19 protein-coding genes are annotated in these 22216 nt (G+C 71.5%); 7 read left to right on the top strand and 12 right to left on the bottom strand.

Annotated features, from left to right (window positions below):
• Positions 1-48: 48 nt before the first annotated feature.
• A complete protein-coding gene (locus tag OHB41_RS28060; RefSeq protein WP_266706182.1) occupies positions 49-2322 on the bottom strand; it encodes a serine/threonine-protein kinase in 2274 nt (757 codons plus the stop codon).
• A gap of 149 nt (positions 2323-2471) precedes the next feature.
• On the opposite strand from OHB41_RS28060, the gene OHB41_RS28055 reads away from it, so the two are divergent.
• Positions 2472-3746: a serine hydrolase domain-containing protein gene (locus tag OHB41_RS28055; protein WP_266700891.1), complete on the top strand. Its 1275-nt coding sequence runs from the start codon at positions 2472-2474 to the stop codon at positions 3744-3746.
• A 69-nt stretch (positions 3747-3815) separates the two neighbouring features.
• On the opposite strand, the gene OHB41_RS28050 is transcribed toward OHB41_RS28055, so the two are convergent.
• Positions 3816-5522: a glycerol-3-phosphate dehydrogenase/oxidase gene (locus OHB41_RS28050; protein WP_266700890.1), complete on the bottom strand. Its 1707-nt coding sequence runs from the start codon at positions 5520-5522 to the stop codon at positions 3816-3818.
• A 261-nt stretch (positions 5523-5783) separates the two neighbouring features.
• Between OHB41_RS28050 and OHB41_RS28045 the strand changes: the two genes are divergently transcribed.
• Positions 5784-6992, top strand: coding sequence for a nucleotide sugar dehydrogenase (locus tag OHB41_RS28045; protein WP_266700889.1), 1209 nt, complete (start codon positions 5784-5786; stop codon positions 6990-6992).
• Between the two features lie 123 nt (positions 6993-7115).
• On the top strand, positions 7116-7739 hold the full coding sequence (locus tag OHB41_RS28040; protein ID WP_266700888.1) for a hypothetical protein: 624 nt from the start codon (positions 7116-7118) through the stop codon (positions 7737-7739).
• A gap of 68 nt (positions 7740-7807) precedes the next feature.
• Here OHB41_RS28040 and OHB41_RS28035 read toward each other — a convergent pair whose 3' ends face one another.
• The 4 genes from OHB41_RS28035 to OHB41_RS28020 form a co-directional block, all read right to left on the bottom strand.
• Positions 7808-8932 (bottom strand): GuaB3 family IMP dehydrogenase-related protein, encoded by a 1125-nt coding sequence (locus OHB41_RS28035; protein WP_266700887.1) that lies wholly within the window; start codon positions 8930-8932, stop codon positions 7808-7810.
• A gap of 139 nt (positions 8933-9071) precedes the next feature.
• Complete coding sequence (guaB, locus tag OHB41_RS28030; RefSeq protein WP_266700886.1) at positions 9072-10580, bottom strand: IMP dehydrogenase; 1509 nt, start codon at positions 10578-10580, stop codon at positions 9072-9074.
• Positions 10581-11052: 472 nt separating this feature from the next.
• Positions 11053-11628, bottom strand: coding sequence for a sigma-70 family RNA polymerase sigma factor (locus tag OHB41_RS28025; protein WP_148010063.1), 576 nt, complete (start codon positions 11626-11628; stop codon positions 11053-11055).
• 256 nt (positions 11629-11884) lie between these two features.
• Positions 11885-12496: a response regulator transcription factor gene (locus OHB41_RS28020; protein WP_003948568.1), complete on the bottom strand. Its 612-nt coding sequence runs from the start codon at positions 12494-12496 to the stop codon at positions 11885-11887.
• Positions 12497-12886: 390 nt separating this feature from the next.
• Here OHB41_RS28020 and OHB41_RS28015 point away from each other — a divergent pair, with 390 nt between their 5' ends.
• Positions 12887-13216 carry a WhiB family transcriptional regulator gene (locus OHB41_RS28015; protein ID WP_153289078.1) on the top strand — a complete coding sequence of 110 codons (330 nt, stop codon included), beginning with the start codon at positions 12887-12889 and terminating at the stop codon, positions 13214-13216.
• Positions 13217-13352: 136 nt separating this feature from the next.
• On the opposite strand, the gene OHB41_RS28010 is transcribed toward OHB41_RS28015, so the two are convergent.
• Complete coding sequence (locus OHB41_RS28010; protein WP_266700885.1) at positions 13353-14249, bottom strand: LysR family transcriptional regulator; 897 nt, start codon at positions 14247-14249, stop codon at positions 13353-13355.
• Between the two features lie 79 nt (positions 14250-14328).
• Between OHB41_RS28010 and OHB41_RS28005 the strand changes: the two genes are divergently transcribed.
• Positions 14329-14997, top strand: coding sequence for an MOSC domain-containing protein (locus OHB41_RS28005; protein WP_266700884.1), 669 nt, complete (start codon positions 14329-14331; stop codon positions 14995-14997).
• A gap of 129 nt (positions 14998-15126) precedes the next feature.
• On the top strand, positions 15127-15900 hold the full coding sequence (locus OHB41_RS28000) for an SDR family NAD(P)-dependent oxidoreductase (RefSeq protein WP_168529723.1): 774 nt from the start codon (positions 15127-15129) through the stop codon (positions 15898-15900).
• Between the two features lie 184 nt (positions 15901-16084).
• Here OHB41_RS28000 and groL read toward each other — a convergent pair whose 3' ends face one another.
• From groL to OHB41_RS27980, 4 genes are all read right to left on the bottom strand, one after another.
• On the bottom strand, positions 16085-17713 hold the full coding sequence (groL, locus tag OHB41_RS27995) for a chaperonin GroEL (RefSeq protein ID WP_266700883.1): 1629 nt from the start codon (positions 17711-17713) through the stop codon (positions 16085-16087).
• Positions 17714-17827: 114 nt separating this feature from the next.
• A complete protein-coding gene (groES, locus tag OHB41_RS27990) occupies positions 17828-18136 on the bottom strand; it encodes a co-chaperone GroES (RefSeq protein WP_060901476.1) in 309 nt (102 codons plus the stop codon).
• A 426-nt stretch (positions 18137-18562) separates the two neighbouring features.
• A complete protein-coding gene (locus OHB41_RS27985; RefSeq protein WP_266700882.1) occupies positions 18563-19339 on the bottom strand; it encodes a polysaccharide deacetylase family protein in 777 nt (258 codons plus the stop codon).
• A gap of 29 nt (positions 19340-19368) precedes the next feature.
• The gene (locus OHB41_RS27980; RefSeq protein WP_266700881.1) at positions 19369-19626 is read right to left on the bottom strand and encodes a hypothetical protein; all 258 of its coding nucleotides are present in this window, start codon (positions 19624-19626) and stop codon (positions 19369-19371) included.
• A gap of 109 nt (positions 19627-19735) precedes the next feature.
• Between OHB41_RS27980 and OHB41_RS27975 the strand changes: the two genes are divergently transcribed.
• Positions 19736-20923, top strand: coding sequence for a class I SAM-dependent methyltransferase (locus OHB41_RS27975; RefSeq protein ID WP_266700880.1), 1188 nt, complete (start codon positions 19736-19738; stop codon positions 20921-20923).
• Between the two features lie 14 nt (positions 20924-20937).
• Here the strand turns inward: OHB41_RS27975 and OHB41_RS27970 are convergent, their stop codons facing one another.
• Positions 20938-22206, bottom strand: coding sequence for an RNA polymerase sigma factor (locus OHB41_RS27970; RefSeq protein WP_266700879.1), 1269 nt, complete (start codon positions 22204-22206; stop codon positions 20938-20940).
• Positions 22207-22216: the final 10 nt, after the last annotated feature.

The raw sequence follows: 22216 nt of genomic DNA, 5'->3' as shown, positions 1-22216 counted from the left end.
CCCGGGCGAACCGGCCCGAACCTCACGACTCGGGCTCGGGCCCGCGTCTCACGACTTCGGCTGGAACGTCTTCGTCAACGTCTGCCAGGTGTCCTTGCGCAGATCGCTGTCCCAGGCGGAGGCCTTCGCCGTGTACATCAACGCATACCCCTGATGGGCGTTGACAACGAATCCGCGGTCGATCGACCGGTACTTCGTCCCGCCGTCCTGGTAGGTGAACTCCCAGTCGGCGGTGTTCCAGCCGCGATAGTCCACCGCCTCTATGCGGATCTTCTGATACTGCGAGCGCGTCATGTACCGCGCCTGGTTCTCCCAGTCCGCCACCGGGTCGTTCTTGGGTGTCGCCGTCCAGCCGACGAGGAGCTTCTGCCCGTCGGGGCCGGTGAAACGGGCGCCCGCATCGTCCGTGGACCGGTACTTCCAGCCCTTGGGCAGCCCGATCGAGAACCCCTGGCTTCCCTGGTATTTCGACTCGGCGGTGGAGCCCGCGGAGCCGGCCTCCTTGCCGTCGCCGCCCGAAACGCTGTCGCCGTCCGAGCCGCTCCCGTCACCGGAGGCGCCCGTGCTCGGCGTTGCGCCCGAAGCGCTGCCCTCGTCCGACCCGGAGGAGCCGTCCTTCTTGTCGCCGTTGTCGGTGTGCGCGCCCTTGCTCGCGTCCTTGCCGCCGCTGCCGGCGTTCGCCCCGCTCGACGCGGCCGACTTGGTGTCGTCGGTCTTGCCGCCCTTCGAGCCGCTGTCGTCACCGCCGCCGAGGGTGAGGGCCAGCACCGTCCCGATCACCACGAGCGCCAGGACCACCGCGATGACGACCAGGGTCCGCCGCGGCACCACATCGGTGAGCGGCGCCCTCGGCGCGGGCCGCGGCGGCCGCTCGGGCGCCACGGGCCATCCTGAACCCTGGGAACCCCCCGAGCCCGAGCCGCCCGCGGTCCCGCTCGAACCGGCCGCGCCCACCACACGCGTCGAATCCGCCGAGCCTGCGGTGTCCTTCGCACCCGATCCGCCGACCGGGCCGGAGCTCAGCCCCACCGCCGCGCCGTCGCGGGCGCCCGGCTTGCGGGAGACGTCCGCCGCTCCGGTGCGCGGGCCCGGTGTGACCGCGCCCGACGTGCCCGAGCCGGCCGTCGCGGCCTTCCCGTCCGCGGGCTTCGACGGGGTCGCGGCCGGCGGAGCCGTCGGCGTCTTCGGTTCCGTGCCCTCGGTGCCCACCGCGCCCGTGCCGGTGCCGGTGTCCGGGCCGGTCGTACCCGTGGACTTGGCGCGCGCCGTCGCCGCCGCGGTGGCCGCACCGGCCGCGGAAGCGGCCTTCCGCACGGAACGCAGCGCGCCGCGGAACCGCTCGCCGGCCTCCTCGCCCCGCTTGGCGCCGGAGCCGCCCGAACTCCCCTTGCGGGAGTCCTCGTCCGGCAGCGGCGGCAACGACACGACCTTCGTCGCGTCCACCGGCTCGGGGACGGCCGCCCTGGGCTCGGGGGCGCGGATCACCTCGCTGAGCATCGCCCGCGCACGCTCGTTGTCGAGCCGCTGTTCGGGGTCCTTGGCGAGCAGGCCGTAGATCACGGTCTCCAGCGGACCCGCGTTCTTCGGCTGTTCCACCGGTTCGGTCATGACCGCGGTGAGTGTCGCGATCGCGGAGCCCCTGTCGTACGGCGGAACGCCCTCGACCGACGCGTACAGCAGCCCGCCCAGCGACCACAGGTCGGCCGCGGGGCCGGGCTTGTGACCGCGCGCCCGCTCGGGGGAGATGTAGGAGGGCGCGCCCACGAGCATGCCGGTCGAGGTGATCGACGGGTCGCCCTCGACCTGGGCGATGCCGAAGTCGGTCAGCACGACCCGGCCGTCGTCGGAGATCAGCACGTTCGACGGCTTCACGTCGCGGTGCAGGATGCCCTCGCGGTGCGCCGACCGCAGTACGTCGAGTATCGCGAGCCCCACCTCGGCGGCGCGCTTAGGTGTGAGGAGGCCGTCCTCACGGATGACCTCGGCGAGCGACTTGCCCTCGACGAGTTCCATCACGATCCACGGCCTGTTGTCCTCGTCGACCACGTCGAAGACCGTCACCGCGCCGTTGTTGCGAATGCGCGCGATCGCCTTGGCCTCACGCAGAGTGCGCGTGATCAGCCGCCGTTTCTCGTCCTCGTCGATGCTCGACGGGAACCTCAGCTCCTTGACGGCGACCGTGCGGCCCAGCGTTTCGTCCTGGGCCCGCCAGACCGTGCCCATGCCGCCGCGGCCGAGAACATCCCCCAGCCGGTACCGCCCGGCGAGGAGACGTTCGCTCTTGTCCTGACGGGATGCTCCCGCCCGCTCCGCGTCCGACATGCGTCCCCTCATGCAACCCGCCCTGACAGAGCCTTCATTGTCCCTCACCCGACAAGCGCTCAGCGCCCAGGGTGCCCCTCGGAAGGGGTCCGCCCGGTGCCGGGACCGCGGCGTCCCGCATGATGGACGGCGAGAAGGAAGGACCGCCGATGCCACCGCGCCGGACACCTCGGACACTCCTGGTCATACCACTGTCCCTGACCCTCGTGGTACTGGCCTCGGCCGGTCTGTTCGGCCTGAACCCGTCCTTCTCGCCTTCCTTCGTCTCCCTGGCGTCGGTGGGTCCCTCAGGTCCCACGCCACCCCGCCCGGGCGGTTCGAGGACGGTCCCGCCGTCCGCGCCGACGGACTCGCCGCCGCCCGCTCCTCCCGAGCCGAAGGCCTCGCGAGCCCGCGGTTCTTCGACGCCGTTCACCTCGTACCCCCTCGTCTCCGTCGCGCCGGCCGGCTCGCCAACGTCCGTCTCCCGGGCCACGGGTGCCGCCCTCGTCCGTCTCGTCACCCGGGGCGGGGCCCCGGCCGCGGCCCTGCTGTCCTACGACGGCACGGGCTCACGCTTCGCCGGCGCCGGCCGGGGAATCGCCCGAGCCGACCACTTCCGTGCGGGCAGCGTCACCAAGACGCTCATCGCGACCGTGGTGCTGCAACTGGCCGCCGAACACCGGCTGTCGCTGTCCGATTCCGTGGACGCTCATCTTCCGCGTCTGGTCCGCGGAGCGGGCAACGACGGCCGCCGGCTGACCCTGCGCTCCCTGCTGACCCACACCAGCGGTCTGTACGACTTCACCGCGGACACCGGAGGCACCGTTCCCCTCACGCCGCTCCGTGCCGTACACCTCGCGCTCACCCACCCCCCGGCCGCCCGCGGCCGCTTCGCCTACTCGAACACCAACTACGTCCTGCTCGGTCTGGTCATTCACCGGGTCACCGGCCATTCGTACGCCACCGAGGCCGAGCGGCGCGTCATCGCCCCGCTCCGTCTGACCGGTACCTCTTTCCCCGGCGGCCTGAGATCACTGCCCTCGCCGCACGGCCGCTCGTACGCCGCCGACGGCAGGGACGTCACCGAACTCGACCCGCGCGTGGCCGGTGCGGCGGGTGAGCTCGTCACCACGCTCGCCGACCTGAACCGCTTCTACGCGGCCCTCCTCGGCGGCGAGCTGCTCCCGCCCCACCAGCTGCGCGAGATGCTCAACACCCGCACCGCACAGGGTGTGTACGGCATGGGCCTCTATCCCGTGAAGCTGGCCTGCGGCATCACGGTGTGGGGGCACAACGGCCGCATATCCGGCAGCTATGTGCGCACCGCGGCCGATGTCGACGGCCGTCATGTCCTCACCTTCCGCGTGAACACGGACAAGATCGCCGATCCTCGTCTCGAACCCGCCCTGCTCTCCGCCGAGTTCTGCCCCCGCACCCGGTAGAACGGGCAGGACCCGAACAGAGATCCCGGATCACTGCACCCGTTCGGGTGATGTGCCGGAAACCGCAGGTCAGATGGGCACGATGTCCGGGGCACCGAGCCGCGCCGCGTCGGCCGTCAGGTCGTCCGGCTGACGCTGGGACTCCCGCTCGGCCTCGACCCGCTTCTCGTAGTGCTCCACCTCGCGCTCGATCTGGTCCTTGTCCCAACCGAGGACCGGCGCCATCAGCTCGGCGGCCTCGCGCGCGCTGCGCGTCCCGCGGTCGAAGGTCTCGATCGAGATGCGGGTCCGCCGGGTCAGCACGTCGTCCAGGTGGCGGGCGCCCTCGTGCGAGGCGGCGTAGACGATCTCGGCCTTGAGATAGTCCTCGGCGGCCGGCAGCGGCTCCCCCAGCGCCGGGTCGGCGGCGATGAGGTCGAGGACCTCCTCGGCGAGCGTCCCGTAGCGGTTCAACAGGTGTTCCACGCGGACCACATGGAGTCCGGTGCGCTGCGCTATGCGCGCCCGCGCGTTCCACAGGGCCCGGTACCCCTCGGCGCCGAGCAGCGGGGTGTCCTCGGTGACGCACTCGGCGACACGCTGGTCGAGTCCGTGCACCGCCTCGTCGACCGCGTCCTTGGCCATCACCCGGTAGGTCGTGTACTTGCCGCCCGCCACGACCACGAGTCCCGGCACCGGATGGGCCACCGTGTGCTCGCGCGACAGCTTGCTGGTGGCGTCCGACTCGCCGGCGAGGAGCGGCCGCAGCCCCGCGTACACCCCTTGGACGTCGTCGCGGGTCAGCGGTACCGAGAGCACCGAGTTCACGTGCTCCAGCAGATAGTCGATGTCCGCGCTGGACGCCGCCGGGTGGGCCTTGTCGAGGTCCCAGTCGGTGTCCGTGGTCCCGATGATCCAGTGCCGTCCCCAGGGGATGACGAAGAGGACGGACTTCTCGGTGCGCAGGATCAGGCCGGTCGAGGAGTTGATCCGGTCCTTCGGCACGACCAGGTGGATGCCCTTCGAGGCGCGTACGTGGAACTGGCCCCTCTCGCCGACCATGGCCTGGGTGTCGTCGGTCCACACTCCGGTGGCGTTGACGATCTGCTTGGCGTGGATCTCGTACTCCCCGCCGCCCTCGACGTCCTGCACCCGGGCGCCGACCACGCGCTCGCCCTCGCGCAGGAAGCCGGTCACGCGGGCGCGGTTGGCGACCTTCGCTCCGTACGCCGCCGCCGTGCGCACCAGGTTCGCCACATAGCGGGCGTCGTCCACCTGCGCGTCGTAGTACTGCAGCGCGCCCACCAGTGCGTCCTTCTTCAACGCGGGGGCGACGCGCAGGGCCTTGCCACGGGAGAGGTGGCGATGGGTGGGCAGTCCGCGTCCGTGGCCGCTCGTCATCGACATGGCGTCGTACAGGGCGACGCCCGATCCCGCGTACAGCCGCTCCCAGCCCTTGTGCTGGAGGGGATAGAGGAAGGGCACGGGCTTCACCAGGTGCGGTGCGAGCCGCTCCAGGAGGAGTCCACGCTCCTTCAGGGCTTCGCGCACCAGGGCGAAGTCGAGCATCTCCAGGTAGCGCAGGCCGCCGTGGATCAGCTTGCTGGACCTGCTCGACGTGCCCGAGGCCCAGTCACGGGCCTCGACCAGGCCGGTGGACAGGCCGCGTGTCACGGCGTCGAGCGCGGTGCCCGCACCGACCACGCCCGCGCCCACGACCAGCACGTCCAGCTCGCGCTCGGCCATTCCCGCCAGGGACTCGGCACGCTCCGCCGGCCCCAGTTTCGCTGTCCTCACCGCTGCCTCCCGCTGTCTGTCGCGCTGGCCGCGCCTGTCCGGCGACGCCCGGCTCACATGCCCCCTGCCCAAAGTCTGACCGTCTTGCCCTTCTTCGGCCACCACGCACCCTCAGCCTGTGGACAACACTCGCGGAAACGCGCCCGACCAATCCCACAAATCGGTCATATTTACTCCTAGTCTGACATTGCGCTCGTCCATCCTGTCCACAGGACTTGCGCACCTGTCCCGCTTCGGTTACTGGGAAGGACGGCCCACGCCATGCCCGCAGATCTCGCCGTCATCGGACTCGGTCATCTCGGCCTGCCCCTGGCCCAGGCCGCCGTCGCCGCCGGCATCTCCACGCTCGGCTACAAGACCGGGCCGGAAGGCGGCTCGCTGACCCCCGCCGAACTGCGCCGGATGCTCTCGGGGGGCTTCCGGCCGACCACCGACCCGGTCGAACTCGGCCGTGTCCGCACCGCCGTCATCTGCGCCCCGACCCCGCCGGGCCCGGACGGCGCGCACGATCTGGCCCAGGTGGCCTCCGCCGCCCGCACCCTGGCCGCGCACCTGCGCCCGCACACCACGGTGATCCTGGAGTCACCGGTGCACCCCGGGACCACGGACGACTTCCTGCGCCCCCTCCTCGAAGAGGGGTCCGGGCTGCGGGCGGGACGCGACTTCCACCTCGCCTACTCGCCCAGCCGGGTCGACCCCGGCAACCGCGACTTCACCCCGGCCAACACCCCCAAGATCATCGGGGGACTCACGCCCGCCTGCACCGAGTCGGCCGCCGCCTTCTACGGACGCCTCACGGACAAGGTCGTCCGCGCGCGGGGACCACGCGAGGCGGAGACGGTGCAGCTTCTGGAGACCAACTACCGGCACGTGAACATCGCCCTGGTCAACGAGATGGCCGTGCTCTGCCACGACCTCGGCGTCGACCTGTGGGACGTCATCCGCTGCGCCGAGACCAAGCCGTTCGGCTTCCAGGCGTTCCGGCCGGGCCCCGGCGTCGGCGGGCACGGCATTCCCCAGGACCTGACCGGCCGCGCGCCCCGCTCCCTGCGCATGGTCGAACTGGCCCAGCAGGTCAACAGCCACATGCCGCAGTACGTCATCCGGCGCGCCGCGGCCCTCCTCAACGAGCACGGGAAATCGGCCCGCGCCGCGCGCGTGCTCCTGCTCGGCGTCACCTACAAGGCCGATCTCGCCGACCAACAGGGCACGCCCGCCCACGAGATCGCCCTGCGTCTGATGGAACTCGGCGCGTCCGTCAGCTACCACGACCCGCTCGTCCCCGCCTGGAACGTCCTCGGCCACCCCGTCCCGCGCGCCGACTCCCTCTACGAGGCCGCCGCCGACGCCGACCTCACGATCCTGCTCCAGCAGCACCGGACGTACGACCTCCAGGGCCTGTCCGTGAAGGCCCAGCTCCTCCTGGACACCCGCGGGGCGACTCCCACGGGAGCGGCACACCGGCTCTGACCTCACCGAAATCCCCGGACCCGATGTCACTGCCGCCTGTTGATGTGCGTCCGCTCTCGCACACACGTACGCCCGCGTCCCGGGCGCTCTCAGGTGTGCGCTCACGTCCCCGGGGGGATCCACATGACTCAGTCGCCGCCGCCGTCCGGTCCACCGGTCGACAACCCGTACGCCGGCCCGAACCCGTACGCCGACCAGCAGGCCTCCGCGCAACCGGCCTCCGCGCAGCCGGGCACCGCCCAGTCGGCCGCCCCGCAGCCGGGCCACCCGCAGCAGGGCCACCCGCAGCAGCGCCTCCCGCAGCCCGGCCACCCGATGGCGCCCGCCGTTCCGGCCGCCCCCGTGCGCAACAGCCTCGTTCTCGGCCTCGCGGCCGCCGCGGGCACCGCCGTGGTCGCGGCGGGCCTCTACGGCGCCGTCATCGGCCTCACCCGGCACGAGATCGGCTGGGCCGCCGTGGGCGGCGGCTTCCTGATCGGTCTCGTGGCGGGCCGAGTCGGCGGCCGCAACCCCGTCCTGCCCATCGCCGCCGTCCTCCTGTCCGCGGGCCCGGTCTGCCTCGGCCAGATCGTGGGCGAGGGCGTCATCGGTGCCAAAGACACCCCATACGGCTTCAACGAGCTGTTCTTCCAGCACTTCGACGTCCTTCAGGAAGCCTGGAAGGCCGACGCCGACCCCCTGACCTTCCTCTTCTTCGCGATCGCCGCCTATGTGGCGTTCTCCAGCACGCGGAAGGCCGGCCGGTAACCCGTAGGCACACGCGAGGGGCCCGGACCGATGCCGGTCCGGGCCCCTCGCTCAGGTCGAGCGCGGTGTCACCGCTTGTGCTGCGAGTCCGCGACCGTCACCTCGACGCGCTGGAACTCCTTGAGCTCGCTGTAGCCGGTGGTGGCCATGGCGCGGCGCAGGGCGCCGAAGATGTTCATGGACCCGTCCGGGATGTGCGACGGGCCGGTGAGGATCTCCTCGATGGTGCCGACGGTGCCGAGGTCGACCTTCTTGCCGCGCGGCAGCTCCTCGTTGACCGCCTCCATGCCCCAGTGGTGGCCCTTGCCGGGCGCGTCCGTGGCACGGGCGAGCGGGGAGCCCATCATCACCGAGTCGGCGCCGCAGGCGATGGCCTTGGGGAGGTCGCCGGACCAGCCGACCCCACCATCGGCGATGACGTGCACGTACCGGCCGCCGGACTCGTCCATGTAGTCGCGGCGGGCCGCGGCCACGTCGGCGACGGCGGTGGCCATCGGAACCTGGATGCCCAGCACGTTGCGCGTGGTGTGCGCGGCGCCGCCGCCGAAGCCGACCAGGACACCCGCCGCGCCGGTGCGCATCAGGTGCAGGGCCGCGGTGTACGTGGCGCAGCCGCCGACGATGACCGGGACGTCCAGTTCGTAGATGAACTGCTTGAGGTTCAGCGGCTCGGCGGCGCCCGAGACGTGCTCCGCCGACACCGTCGTACCGCGGATGACGAAGATGTCCACACCCGCGTCGACCACGGCCTTGGAGAACTGCGCCGTGCGCTGCGGCGACAGCGCCGCGGCGGTGACGACTCCGGAGTCGCGCACCTCCTTGATGCGCTGCCCGATCAGCTCCTCCTTGATGGGAGCCGCGTAGATCTCCTGCAGACGACGGGTCGCGGTGTCCACGTCCAGCCCGGCGATCTCGTCGAGCAGCGGCTGCGGGTCCTCGTACCTCGTCCACAGGCCTTCGAGGTTGAGGACACCCAGGCCGCCCAGCTCGCCGATGCGGATCGCGGTGGCCGGGGAGACGACCGAGTCCATCGGGGCGGCCAGGAACGGCAGCTCGAAGCGGTAGGCGTCGATCTGCCAGGCGATCGAGACCTCCTTCGGGTCCCGCGTACGGCGGCTCGGGACGACGGCGATGTCGTCGAAGGCGTACGCCCGGCGGCCGCGCTTGCCGCGCCCGATCTCGATCTCAGTCACGTGTGTGGCCTTTCCCTCTTCGGTTCTGCGCCTTCCAGTATCCCCGACGCCTACGACGAGAGCGGCCCCGGAACCTCCGGGACCGCCCTTGTTCGGGCTTCACGCACGCGTGGAGCTCTGTACGGCTGCTTGGTGACCGTTACTTGTTGCGGCTGTAGTTCGGTGCCTCGACCGTCATCTGGATGTCGTGCGGGTGGCTCTCCTTGAGGCCCGCCGAGGTGATCCGGACGAACCGGCCGTTGTCCTGGAGCTCGGGAACGGTGCGCCCGCCGACGTAGAACATCGACTGGCGCAGGCCGCCGACCAGCTGGTGCACGACCGCGGACAACGGGCCGCGGTACGGCACCTGGCCCTCGATGCCCTCGGGTACCAGCTTCTCGTCGGAGGCGACGCCCTCCTGGAAGTAGCGGTCCTTGGAGAAGGAGCGCTGCTCGCCACGGGACTGCATGGCACCCAGGGAGCCCATGCCGCGGTACGACTTGAACTGCTTGCCGTTGATGAAGAGCAGCTCGCCCGGCGACTCCTCGCAGCCCGCCAGGAGCGAACCCAGCATCACCGTGTCGGCGCCGGCGACCAGGGCCTTGGCGATGTCGCCGGAGTACTGCAGGCCACCGTCGCCGATGACCGGGACACCCGCCGCCTTGGCGGCGAGGGAGGCTTCGTAGATGGCGGTGACCTGGGGTACGCCGATGCCGGCGACCACGCGGGTCGTGCAGATGGAACCGGGGCCGACCCCGACCTTGATGCCGTCGACGCCCGCGTCGATGAGGGCCTGCGCGCCGTCACGGGTGGCGATGTTGCCGCCGATGACGTCGACGCCCGCGGAGTTCGACTTGATCTTGGCGACCATGTCGCCGACCAGGCGGGAGTGGCCGTGCGCGGTGTCGACGACGATGAAGTCGACGCCCGCCTCGATGAGTGCCTGGGCGCGGTCGAAGGCGTCACCGGCCACACCGACGGCCGCACCGACGAGCAGGCGCCCCTCGGCGTCCTTCGCGGCGTTGGGGTACTTCTCGGCCTTCACGAAGTCCTTGACCGTGATGAGGCCCTTGAGGACACCCGCGTCGTCGACCAGCGGAAGCTTCTCGATCTTGTGGCGGCGCAGCAGTTCCATGGCGTCGGTGCCGGAGATGCCGACCTTGCCGGTGACCAGCGGCATCGGCGTCATGACCTCGCGCACCTGGCGCGAACGGTCGGTCTCGAAGGCCATGTCACGGTTGGTGACGATGCCGAGGAGCTTGCCGCCGCCGTCGGTCACCGGCACGCCGGAGATGCGGAACTTGGCGCAGATCGCGTCGGCCTCGCCGAGCGTCGCGTCCGGGTGGACCGTGATCGGGTCGGTCACCATGCCGGACTCGGAGCGCTTCACCAGGTCGACCTGGTTGGCCTGGTCCTCGATGGACAGGTTGCGGTGCAGCACGCCGACACCGCCCTGGCGGGCCATCGCGATGGCCATGCGGGACTCGGTCACCTTGTCCATGGCCGCGGAGAGCAGCGGGATGTTCACCCGCACGTTCTTCGAGATGTGCGAGGCGGTGTCGATCTCGTCGGGCGCCATGTCCGACGCGCCCGGCAGCAGCAGCACGTCGTCGTAGGTCAGCCCGAGTGTCGCGAATTTGGCGGGCACTCCGTCGACGTTGGCAGTCATGACACCTTCCCCAAATGGCCTTGATCGGTGCGGATGTCCATGCTAACGGGAAGCAAGGGTCTCCCATTCCACGGTTCGGATCGCCCTCTGGCTTCGTAGGTTCCTACGGGTGGCACGCCGCGACCGTTCATCGGTCGGCTCGACAGCCTGGTCCCCGGGGTTCGCCTTTCCGCCACCGCGGTGCCGTACGGCTCCCCGGGCGGCCATGCCGCATTCCGCCGTGTCCGTTCTCACGTTCGCGGCAAGAAACCGGCGACCTGGTGCCGGGGCACGGCGAAGCCGGACACCGAGCACCGCCGCACGGCGCGACATCGAGCACGCGCCGACACCGACGCGGCAGATCAGCGGCGCGGCGAACGTCACGGAGCGCACGCCCGCACTCCCCGCGTCACGCCCGCGCCCTCGACCGCCCTCGCGCACGCCGTCCACTCGCGCGCACGCCGGCCACTCGCGCGCACGCCGACGACCGCGCCTACTGTTCCGCCAGCGCCCGCAACCGGCTCAGTGCCCGGTGCTGGGCCACCCGGACCGCTCCCGGCGACATCCCCAGCATCTGGCCCGTCTCCTCGGCCGTGAGGCCCACCGCGATACGCAGCAGAAGCAGCTCGCGCTGGTTCTCGGGGAGATTGGCCATCAGTTTCTTGGCCCATTCGGCGTCACTGCTGAGCAGTGCGCGCTCCTCGGGGCCGAGGGAGTCGTCGGGGCGCTCGGGCATCTCGTCCGAGGGAACCGCCGTCGACCCGGGATGGCGCATCGCGGCGCGCTGCAGGTCGGCGACCTTGTGCGCGGCGATTGCGAAGACGAAGGCTTCGAAGGGCCGCCCGGTGTCCTTGTAGCGCGGCAGGGCGAGGAGCACCGCGACGCAGACCTCCTGCGCCAGGTCCTCCACGAAGTGCCGCGCGTCGCCCGGCAGCCGGGACAGACGCGTGCGGCAGTAGCGCAATGCCAGAGGGTGAACGTGAGCGAGCAAGTCGTGCGTGGCCTGCTCGTCGCCGTCGACCGCGCGATGGACGAGCGCGCCGATCACCGTCGTCTCGTCGTCACGCATCGGTCCATGGTGCCTTGGCGTCGTTCTGTCCGTGGCACCGCGTCCGTAGTTGTGCACCGAAGCGTTATGAGCAGGTGCGCCGGAACTCATCTCCTGCGCCCTCCCCTTCCGCTCGACCGACTTGTCCCCGAGGAACTCCACACCTCAAGGATGCGGCATCGGCGGCGAAACGAGCAGCGGGCACCCGGCGCGCCCCCTTGTCGGCCCCGCCCGCCACACGGCAGGCGGGGTGCGTCGTACCCCCGCGACGGCTCACCTAGCGGACCAGACCCCACCGGAAACCGAGCGCCACGGCGTGCGCGCGGTCCGAGGCGCCGAGCTTCTTGAAGAGCCGCCGGGCGTGCGTCTTCACGGTGTCCTCGGAGAGGAACAGCTCACGGCCGATCTCCGCGTTGGAGCGGCCGTGGCTCATGCCCTCGAGGACCTGGATCTCGCGCGCGGTGAGTGTGGGCGCGGCACCCATCTCGGCCGAGCGCAGTCTGCGCGGGGCGAGCCGCCAGGTCGGGTCGGCGAGCGCCTGGGTCACAGTCGCGCGCAGCTCCGCCCGGGAGGCGTCCTTGTGCAGATAACCGCGGGCCCCGGCGGCGACGGCGAGCGCCACACCGTCCAGGTCCTCGGCCACGGTGAGCATGATGATGCGCGCACCGGGGTCGGCGGACAGCAGCCGCCGAACGGTCTCGACGCCGCCCAGACCGGGCATGCGTACGTCCATCAGAATCAGGTCCGAACGGTCGGCGCCCCAGCGGCGGAGCACCTCTTCTCCGTTGGCCGCAGTCGTCACGCGCTCGACGCCGGGCACGGTCGCCACCGCACGGCGGAGCGCCTCTCGGGCAAGCGGGGAGTCGTCGCAGACGAGGACGGATGTCATGGCCGCCCTCCGCAGCTGATGCGCGTCACCTTGAGCCTCCAGGCTGGTACGAATCGTCACCTGTGCGGTCGACACTCGCCGACGGAAACTGCCGTCTGCCCGAGCGCTTGTTCCTTCAACCGCCTCCGCACTCTCAACGATGGTCACTCGAAAGAGTTACGGGGCAGCCGGTCATCTTCGGCACTCTACGTGAGGGCACGGACACGGTGCAGACATGCGCAACGGACCCTCAATCTTTCAACACAACCTATGCCCCATTCAGCCTGTTTTCTTCCCATTTACTGGTGTCTGCGGCTAGATTCGCAATGAGTCATATTTTCATCTCCTTAGATCGTAGATGTACGGTCGGTGGGCACAGAGCATCCCAGAACGGCAACAAGGGGACACGCAATGGCAGATTTCTCCCGCCTTCCCGGTCCGAACGCGGATCTCTGGGACTGGCAGCTCCTCGCGGCATGCCGTGGAGTCGACAGCTCGCTCTTCTTCCATCCGGAGGGCGAGCGCGGTGCGGCACGGAGCGCTCGCGAGAACTCGGCCAAAGAGGTCTGTATGCGATGCCCGGTACGCGCCCAGTGCGCCGCTCACGCGCTGGCGGTGCGCGAGCCGTACGGGGTGTGGGGCGGCCTGACCGAGGACGAGCGCGAAGAACTCATGGGACGGGCACGCAACCGGCTGGTGACGGCGTCGGCCACCGGGAGCGGTTCCGCTTCGAACACTTGAAGGAACGTTTCTGCGTTGATGAGTCCGGAGCAGGGCGCACAGGTGTGTCCCTGAACGGGCGCGCGTTGGCATGCCCTCGTACGGGCGCGCGCACGCGCGTCCCTGATCTGTGTGCGGCGCCGGCTGTCCGCCGCCGTCAGCGGGCCGCGGCCCGGGCCAGTTGGTCCAGCGTCGCCGCCACCGCCGGCACCTGGGAGAGATCCGGCAGCGTCAGCGCGACGATCTCCCGCCGCACCGGCGGCTCCACGGACACCGCGCGGGCGCCCTTGGGGCGCACGGACTCGATCGCGAGCTCCGGCAGCACCGCGACCCCGAGACCCGCGCCGACCAGGCCGACCACCGCCGGATAGTCGTCGGTGGCGAAGTCGATGCGGGGCACGAAACCCTCGCGGCGGCAGACCTCGACCAGTTGCCCCCGGCACCGCGGGCAGCCCGCGATCCACGGTTCCCCGGCGAGTTCGCCGATCGCGACCGACCCCGCGCGGGCGAGCCGGTGCCCCTCGGGGACCAGACCGACGAGCCGGTCGCGCAGCAGCGGCCGTACGACCAGGTCGTCCCACTCCTCGACGCCCGCCGCTCCCTCGTAGCGGAACGCGAGCGCGATGTCGCAGTCGCCGTCGCGGAGCTTGTCGACGGACTCGGGCGGCTCGGCCTCCTCCAGGGAGACCCGGGTGCCGGGATGCGCGGCGCGCAGGGCGGCCAGGGCCGTGGGGACGAGCGTCGAACTCCCGCTGGGGAAGGAGACGAGCCGGACCCGGCCCGCGCGCAGACCCGCGATCGCGGCGACCTCCTCCTCGGCGGCGGTCAGCCCCGCGATGATGCCGGCCGCGTGCCGGACCAGCGCCTCGCCCGCCTGCGTCAGGCGCATCTCACGGCCCGTGCGGATCAGCAGCGGTGTGCCGACGGACGATTCGAGCGCCTTCATCTGCTGACTGACGGCCGGCTGGGTGCAGCCCAGTTCGCGTCCCGCCGCCGAGAAGGAACCGGTGGCGGCGACGGCGCGCAGAACACGGAGATGACGGGCCTCGATCACCCCTAGAGCATAAGCGAGGCTTGGACATGGTGGCGAATATCGCGTCGACGCTTTGGCCTGCATCGCCTAGCGTTCTGCCATGCAGCTTCTGTCGCTGAACCTGGGCCGCCCGCGCGCCGTCCCGTACACGGACCAGCCCGCGGGTGTGACCGCCATCGACAAGCGGCCGGTGGCCGGGCCGGTGCGGGTGACCGCCCCTGGGCCCAAGGGGGTCGGCACGAGCGGTCTGGCCGGGGACACGGTGTGCGACCTGCGCCATCACGGCGGGGACGACCAGGCCGTCTACGCGGTCGCGCGCGAGGACCTCGACGACTGGGAGCGCGAGCTCGGTCGGAAGCTGGTGAACGGCGCCTTCGGCGAGAACCTCACCACGCGGGGGCTGGACGTGTCCGGCGCGCGGATCGGTGAGCGCTGGCGCGTCGGCTCCGTGCTGGTCCTGGAGGTGACCTCCGGACGCATCCCCTGCCGTACGTTCCAGGAACATCTCGGGGAGCGGGGCTGGGTGAAGCGGTTCACCCGGAAGGCCGCGCCCGGCGCGTACCTGCGGGTGATCGAGCCCGGCGAGATCCGCGCGGGCGACCCGATCGAGGTCGTGCACCGGCCGGAGCACGAGGTGACGGTCGAGGTCGAGTTCCGCGCCATGACGACCGAACGCGACCTGCTGCCAGGGCTGTTGGCCGCGGGCCGGGCACTGCATCCGGAGGCGTTGGCGGCGGCGGAGAAGTACGTGGCGCAGCAGGGCGGGTAGCGGCCGGGACCGCACGCGCGGGACACGCCCCGCGACGGCCGCGGTGCCGGCCGCGCGGTGCGTGCGGAGCGGGGCCGGGCACCGGGAGGCGGGGCGCGGTGGGCCTGGTCAGGTCACTAGCCTTGGGCCATGACAACGGCTCTGATTACGGGATCGACCGCGGGCATCGGCGCCGCCTTCGCGCGCCGCCTCGCGGCTGACGGCCACAACCTCGTACTGGTGGCGCGCGACACCGAGCGCCTGGCCGAGCAGGCGACGGAACTGCACGACCGGCACGGCATCGAGGCGGAGGTGCTGACGGCGGACCTGGCGACGGACGACGGCATCGAGACGGTGGCCCGGCGGCTGAGCGACCGCAGGAACCCGGTCGACCTGCTGATCAACAACGCCGGCTTCGGCAACAAGGGCCGCTACCTCGAGGTGTCGATGGCCGACGAGCTGACGATGCTCAAGGTGCACTGCGAGGCGGTACTGCGGCTGACGTCGGCGGCGACCGCGGCCATGCGGGAGCGCGGCCGGGGCGGGGTCGTCAATGTGGCGTCGGTGGCCGCGTTCGTACCGCGGGGTACGTACGGGGCGTCCAAGGCGTGGGTCGTGCAGTTCACGCAGGGCGCGGCGAGGGATCTGGCGGGCAGCGGCGTACGGCTGATGGCGCTGGCTCCGGGCTTCGTGCGCACCGAGTTCCACCAGCGCGCCGGGATGGGCACGGACAACATCCCGAACTGGATGTGGCTCGACGCGGACAAGCTGGTCGCGGCGGCGCTCGCGGACCTGGCCCGCGGGAAGTCGCTGTCGATCCCCGACCCGCGTTACAAGGCGCTGATGGGTGTGGTGAAGGTGGCGCCGCGCGGGCTGCTGGGCGGGATCACCTCGAAGACGGGCCGCAAGTACGGGCCGCAGTAGAGCAGCGGCGCCGCATGGCAGCCGGGCCGTAGGGCAGCAAGGCGGTAGAGCAGCAGGACGGTACGGCAGGTAAGGCGAGTTCGGGCTTGCCGCAGCACTGAGGCCCAGCACCCCCGGAGGGTGCTGGGCCTCAGTGCTGTCACCCGGTGTGGACGTCCGCCGTCGCGGACGTCCGGCCGTGTGCCTAGTGGGAGTGCCCGTGGCCGTGGCCGTGGCCCGCGTCGGCCTCTTCCTCGGCCGGCTTCTCGACGACCAGGGTCTCGGTCGTGAGGAGCAGGGAGGCGATGGAGGCGGCGTTCTCCAGAGCGGAGCGGGTGACCTTGACCGGGTCGATGACACCGGACTTGACCAGGTCGCCGTACTCGCCGGTGGCGGCGTTGAAGCCCTGGCCCTTGTCGAGCTCGGCGACCTTGGAGGTGATGACGTAGCCCTCCAGGCCGGCGTTCTCGGCGATCCAGCGCAGCGGCTCGACGGCGGCGCGGCGGACGACCGCGACACCCGTGGCCTCGTCGCCGGTCTTGCCGAGGTTGCCCTCGAGGACCTTGACGGCGTGGACGAGCGCGGAGCCACCACCGGAGACGATGCCCTCCTCGACCGCGGCGCGGGTCGCGGAGATGGCGTCCTCCAGACGGTGCTTCTTCTCCTTGAGCTCCACCTCGGTGGCGGCGCCGACCTTGATCACGCACACGCCGCCGGCCAGCTTCGCGAGGCGCTCCTGGAGCTTCTCGCGGTCCCAGTCGGAGTCCGTGTTCTCGATCTCGGCCTTGATCTGGTTGACACGGCCCACGACGGCGTCGTGCTCGCCGCCGCCGTCGACGACGGTGGTGTCGTCCTTGGTGACCGTCACGCGGCGGGCGGTGCCCAGCACGTCCAGACCGACCTGGTCGAGCTTGAGGCCGACCTCCTCGGCGATGACCTGACCGCCGGTGAGGGTGGCGAGGTCGCCCAGCATGGCCTTGCGGCGGTCGCCGAAGCCGGGGGCCTTCACGGCGACGGCGTTGAACGTGCCGCGGATCTTGTTCACGACCAGGGTCGACAGCGCCTCGCCGTCGACGTCCTCGGCGATGATCAGCAGCGGCTTGGAGGCGTTGGCCTGGATGACCTTCTCCAGCAGCGGCAGCAGGTCCTGGATGGAGGAGATCTTGCCCTGGTGGATGAGGATGTACGGGTCCTCGAGGACGGCCTCCATGCGCTCCTGGTCCGTCACGAAGTACGGCGACAGGTAGCCCTTGTCGAAGGCCATGCCCTCGGTGAAGTCCAGCTCCAGACCGAAGGTGTTGGACTCCTCGACGGTGATGACACCGTCCTTGCCGACCTTGTCCATCGCCTCGGCGATGAGCTCGCCGACCTGGCTGTCCTGGGCGGACAGGGCGGCGACGGCGGCGATGTCGGACTTCTCGTCGATCGGGCGGGCGGTCGCGAGGAGCTCCTCGGACACGGCCTTGACCGCGGCGTCGATGCCCTTCTTGAGCAGCGCCGGGGAGGCACCCGCGGCGACGTTCTTCAGACCCTCGCGGACGAGCGCCTGGGCCAGCACGGTGGCGGTGGTCGTACCGTCACCCGCGATGTCGTTGGTCTTGGTCGCCACCTCCTTCACCAGCTGGGCGCCGAGGTTCTCGTACGGGTCGTCGAGCTCGACCTCGCGGGCGATGGTGACGCCGTCGTTGGTGATGGTGGGGGCGCCGAACTTCTTGTCGATGACGACGTTGCGGCCCTTGGGGCCGATCGTCACCTTGACGGTGTCGGCAAGCTTGTTGACGCCGCGCTCAAGGGCGCGACGGGCGTCCTCGTCGAACTTCAGGATCTTCGCCATGGGAGCGGTTCAGCCCTCTCGGAAAACGTGGGTGAAAACGAACCGCGCCCCCAGCGCCCGGCTTCATAAGGTCGCGGGGGCCAGGGGCGCAGTTCACTGCAGAACTGTGGTGAATTACTTCTCGATGATCGCGAGCACGTCGCGGGCCGAGAGGACGAGGTACTCCTCGCCGTTGTACTTCACCTCGGTGCCGCCGTACTTGCTGTACAGCACGATGTCGCCGGTGCTGACGTCGAGCGGCAGGCGCTCGCCGTTCTCGAAGCGGCCCGGGCCCACGGCGAGGACGACGCCCTCCTGGGGCTTCTCCTTCGCGGTGTCCGGGATGACCAGGCCAGAGGCCGTGGTCTGCTCGGCGTCCAGCGGCTGGACCACGACACGGTCCTCGAGCGGCTTGATGGCAACCTTGGAGCTGGTGGTCGTCACGATCCGACCTCCCCCTTCGGAGATCTCACGGGGTTAACTGTCTGAGGTGGCGACCAGGTGGATCCGTCGTCGCGGGTGCCGGACCTGCCCGTCGCTATTGGCACTCTCCAGTGGGGAGTGCCAGGCCTGAGACTATGACCGCGATTAGCACTCGGTCAAGCGGAGTGCCAAATGCCTCCGGCGTGGCGTGGGGTTCGGGCACCGTTCGCCGGTGTGAGCGCCTCTGGGGCTGCCGCCCCCAGGCCCCCGCTCCGGCCTGAACGGCCTCGTCCTCAAACACCGGACGGGCTGAAGATGCCGGCCCTCGCCGGGAGGCGCAGGCCCGCTCGCCGAAGTGCCGGCCCGCGCCGAAAGCCGCACCGGCCGGGGATGCCCGGTCCGCGCCGTGAGTCCGACCCGCCGAAGACGGCCGCCCGCGCCGGAAGTTCAGAGGTAGTTCTCCAGGCGGGCCGGGGTGAAGCCCTCCGCCTGGATGCGGCGGAGGAGTCGGGTGGTCGCCGCGGTGAGGTTCGGCTCCTCGAAGCCGGACAGGATGTCACCCGGGCGCAGCCGGCGGGCGTCGGCCGCCCTGCCCAGGACGACGGCCGCGACCCCGCAGTCGGCGGCGGCGCGCAGGGTCGTGGCGTCGTAGGTGCCGTAGGGGGGCCGGAAGAGCCGCGGGCGGATGCCGAAGCGGGCCTTGAGCTTCTCCTGCTGGCCGCAGATCTCGGCCCGCTGGCCGGCGTACGGCAGTCCGCGCAGCGAGGCGTGGTCGAGGGTGTGGTTCTGCACGCTCGCGCCGACCTCCCGCAGCCGCGCGAAGTGCCCGTAGCCGGGCCCGACGACGTTGTCCGTGAGGAACACGCTGACCGGCAGCCGCAGTTCGCGCACCATGTCGACGAACCTCGGATCGCGCTCGACGCCGTCGTCGTACGTCAGGAAGACCACCTTGTCCCGGGTGGGCACCCGACCGACGACCGGAACCAGCCCCGTCCGCTCGCGGCGCACGCCGCCACGCGCGGGCGGTCGAGGCGGCGGAGCGAGCGGGGCGGACAGCCCCCAGCGCCGGTACGTCGCCGAGGTCGGACCGTGCGGGCGGACCCTGCCCACCTCCTGTGCGGCCTTCTTGCCCAGGCGTTCGATCGGGTCGACCGACTGGGCGCAGCCGCCCAGCAGGACGGCGGCCAGCACCGCGGTCAGAGCGGCGGCCACCCGCGCACGCACCCGGGCACCCGGGGCCGGCCACCCCCCTCTCACAGGTGGCCCTCCAGTCGCGCCACCGCGCAGCCCCCGCCCGCGACCTTCTTCCGGAACCGGCGGATCATGTCCGGCCCGGCATCCCTCCAGGCCGCGGCGACCCGCGCGGGCAGCGCCTGACGCCGGCCGGGCGCGGGCCTCACCCCCGCGGCCCCGCCGCCGGCACAGCCCGACGCGAGGCCGATGACGGCGAGGGCGGCGGTCCCGCTTCGGACAACCGTCCGCTTCGCGTCATTTTTATCGGCTTGTCGCACTGATCGCATGGTGTCGGATCTTCCCAGGCCAGGGCCCGTACGGGACCCCGACACCGCGACCGGACGCGCACCGTCCACCGACTGGCCCACACTGACCGACAATGGGCCGGTGAACGACGTCTCCTTCGCCTCCCTGCTCACCCCCGAGGGCCGCGCGCTGCTCGACGAGGTGCGCGGCACCGACCCGGCCCGGGAACTGGCCGTCGCCACCCGGCTGCGCCGCACCCATCCGGCCGAGCTGGTCTCTGCGGCGCTCGGACAGGCGCGGCTGCGGCAGCGGGCGGCGGCGAAGTTCGGCGCCGAGGACGCGGAGCGGATGTTCTTCACGCCGAACGGGGTCGAGCAGTCGACCCGTACGACGGTCGCCACGCACCGCGCGGAACGTCTGCGCGCCCTCGGCGTGCGCTCGGTCGCCGACCTCTGTTCCGGCATCGGCGGCGACGCGATCGCGCTGGCCCGCGCAGGGATACGCGTCCTCGCCGTCGACCGGGACCCCCTCGCGGCCGCCGCCGCCCGCGCCAACGCCGAGGCGCTCGGACTCGCGGATCTGATCGAGGTGCGCGAGGCGGATGTCACGGAGGTGGACACGGCCCCGTACGACGCCGTCTTCGTGGATCCGGCACGGCGGGGCGGCAGGGCGGGCGGGCGCATCTTCGACCCCGAGGCGTACTCACCGCCGCTCTCCTGGGCGGTCGGGACGGCCCTGAAGGCCCCGCTCGCCGCCCTGAAGATCGCCCCGGGCATCCCGCACGAGACCGTCCCCGCCGAGGCGGAGGCCGAGTGGATCTCGGACGGCGGGGACGTGAAGGAGGCCGTGCTGTGGTTCCGCACGGAGCCGGGTCTGGTGCGGGCCACCCTGCTGCCGGGCCCGCGCGTCCTGCGCGGCCGCGGTCTGCCCGACCCCGCGGTGCGGCCGGTCGGACGGTATCTCTACGAGCCCGACGGCGCCGTGATCCGCGCCCATCTGGTCGCCGAGGTGGCCGAGGACCTCGACGGCGGGCTCCTCGACGAGACCATCGCGTACATCACGGCGGACTCGCTGCTCCCGACCCCGTACGCCACCGCGTACGAGATCACCGACCGGATTCCCTTCAACGTGAAGAAGCTCAGGGCACTGCTGAGGGAGCGGGAGGTCGGGGTGCTCACGGTGAAGAAGCGGGGCTCGGCGGTCGAGCCGGAGGAGCTGCGCCGGAAGGTCAAGCCGCAGGGTCCGCACGCGGCCACCGTCTTCCTGACGAGGGTCGCGGGGGCACCGACGATGCTGCTCGGTCACCCGGCCCGGCCGCACTCCGGCTGACACCGCCGCACGCCCTAGCGGCACTCCTGCGCGCGGGCCTCCAGCAGTCGCCGTTCGCGTTCGTTGCGCGCCAGGCCCGCGGCCCGCTCGAACTCCGCCCGCGCCTCCCGCGTGCGCCCGAGCCGGGCGAGCAGGTCCCCCCGGACGCTGGGCAGCAGGTGGTAGTCGCGCAGGGCGGGTTCGGCCAGGAGGGTGTCGACGAGGGCCAGGGCGGGGCCGGGTCCGTCCGCCATCGAGACGGCGACGGCGCGGTTGAGTTCGACGACGGGCGACGGGGAGCGGGCCGCGAGCAGTCCGTACAGGGTGGCGATCTGCCGCCAGTCCGTGTCCTCGTACGTGAGGGCCTGGGCGTGGCTGGCGGCGATGGCGGCCTGGAGGGCGTACGGACCCGGGGCACCGGTGGTGACGGCGTTCGCGCGGGCCAGGGCGGCGAAACCGCGACGGATCAGCAGGCGGTTCCAGCGGCGGCGGTTCTGGTCCCTGAGGAGGACCGGCTCGCCCGACGGTCCCGTGCGGGCGGCCGCGCGGGACTCCTGGAGCTCCAGCAGCGCGACGAGCCCGTGCACCTCGGGCTCCTTGGGCATCAGCTCGGCCAGGACGCGGGCCAGCCGGAGGGCCTCCTCGCACAGCGCGGGACGCAGCAGGTCGTCGCCCGCCGTGGCCGCGTACCCCTCGTTGAAGACGAGGTAGATGACCTCGAGGACCGAGCCGAGCCTGCTCTCCCGGTCCGGGCCGTAGGGGACCTCGAAGGGGACCCCCTGCGTCGCCAGTGTCCGTTTGGCACGCACGATGCGCTGGGCGATCGTCGCCTCCGGCGCGAGGAAGGCGCGGGCGATCTCCGCCGTGGTCAGTCCGCCGAGCAGGCGCAGCGTGAGGGCGATGCGGGCCTCCGCGGACAGCACCGGGTGGCAGGCGGTGAACACGAGCCGGAGCAGGTCGTCGTCGATGTCGTCCGGGTCGGAGGGTTCCTCGAAGGGGACGGTCGTCTCCAGGTCGCGCCCGATCTCCTCCAGCTTGCGCGCGTAGCGCTCCCGGCGGCGTACGAGGTCGATCGCCCGGTGCTTGGCCGTGGCCATGAGCCAGGCGCCCGGATTGTCCGGTACTCCGTCCCGCGGCCACTGCTCCAGCGCCGCGACCAGGGCGTCCTGGGCCAGTTCCTCGGCGATGCCGACGTCCCGGACGACTCGGGTGACGCCGGCGATGATCCGGGGCGACTCGATCCGGAAGATCGTCTCCACGGTCTCGTCGGCGCCGGACGGGGTGACGGTGGGCTGCTGTTCCACAGCCCACCAT

Source organism: Streptomyces sp. NBC_01571 (genome assembly GCF_026339875.1).
Lineage (GTDB): Bacteria > Actinomycetota > Actinomycetes > Streptomycetales > Streptomycetaceae > Streptomyces.
Note: the sequence above shows the minus strand (reverse complement) of the source record. Positions and strands in the feature narration are given on the sequence as shown.

Excerpts from the sequence above, each read along its gene's own strand:
- OHB41_RS28055 (WP_266700891.1), top strand. The coding sequence starts at position 2,472 with ATGCCACCGCGCCGGACACCTCGGACACTCCTGGTCATACCACTGTCC.
- OHB41_RS28000 (WP_168529723.1), top strand. The coding sequence starts at position 15,127 with ATGACAACGGCTCTGATTACGGGATCGACCGCGGGCATCGGCGCCGCC.
- guaB (WP_266700886.1), bottom strand. The coding sequence starts at position 10,580 with ATGACTGCCAACGTCGACGGAGTGCCCGCCAAATTCGCGACACTCGGG.
- OHB41_RS28060 (WP_266706182.1), bottom strand. The coding sequence starts at position 2,322 with ATGTCGGACGCGGAGCGGGCGGGAGCATCCCGTCAGGACAAGAGCGAA.
- OHB41_RS28015 (WP_153289078.1), top strand. The coding sequence starts at position 12,887 with ATGGCAGATTTCTCCCGCCTTCCCGGTCCGAACGCGGATCTCTGGGAC.
- groL (WP_266700883.1), bottom strand. The coding sequence starts at position 17,713 with ATGGCGAAGATCCTGAAGTTCGACGAGGACGCCCGTCGCGCCCTTGAG.
- OHB41_RS28045 (WP_266700889.1), top strand. The coding sequence starts at position 5,784 with ATGCCCGCAGATCTCGCCGTCATCGGACTCGGTCATCTCGGCCTGCCC.
- OHB41_RS28025 (WP_148010063.1), bottom strand. The coding sequence starts at position 11,628 with ATGCGTGACGACGAGACGACGGTGATCGGCGCGCTCGTCCATCGCGCG.
- OHB41_RS28020 (WP_003948568.1), bottom strand. The coding sequence starts at position 12,496 with ATGACATCCGTCCTCGTCTGCGACGACTCCCCGCTTGCCCGAGAGGCG.
- OHB41_RS28005 (WP_266700884.1), top strand. The coding sequence starts at position 14,329 with ATGCAGCTTCTGTCGCTGAACCTGGGCCGCCCGCGCGCCGTCCCGTAC.
- OHB41_RS28040 (WP_266700888.1), top strand. The coding sequence starts at position 7,116 with ATGACTCAGTCGCCGCCGCCGTCCGGTCCACCGGTCGACAACCCGTAC.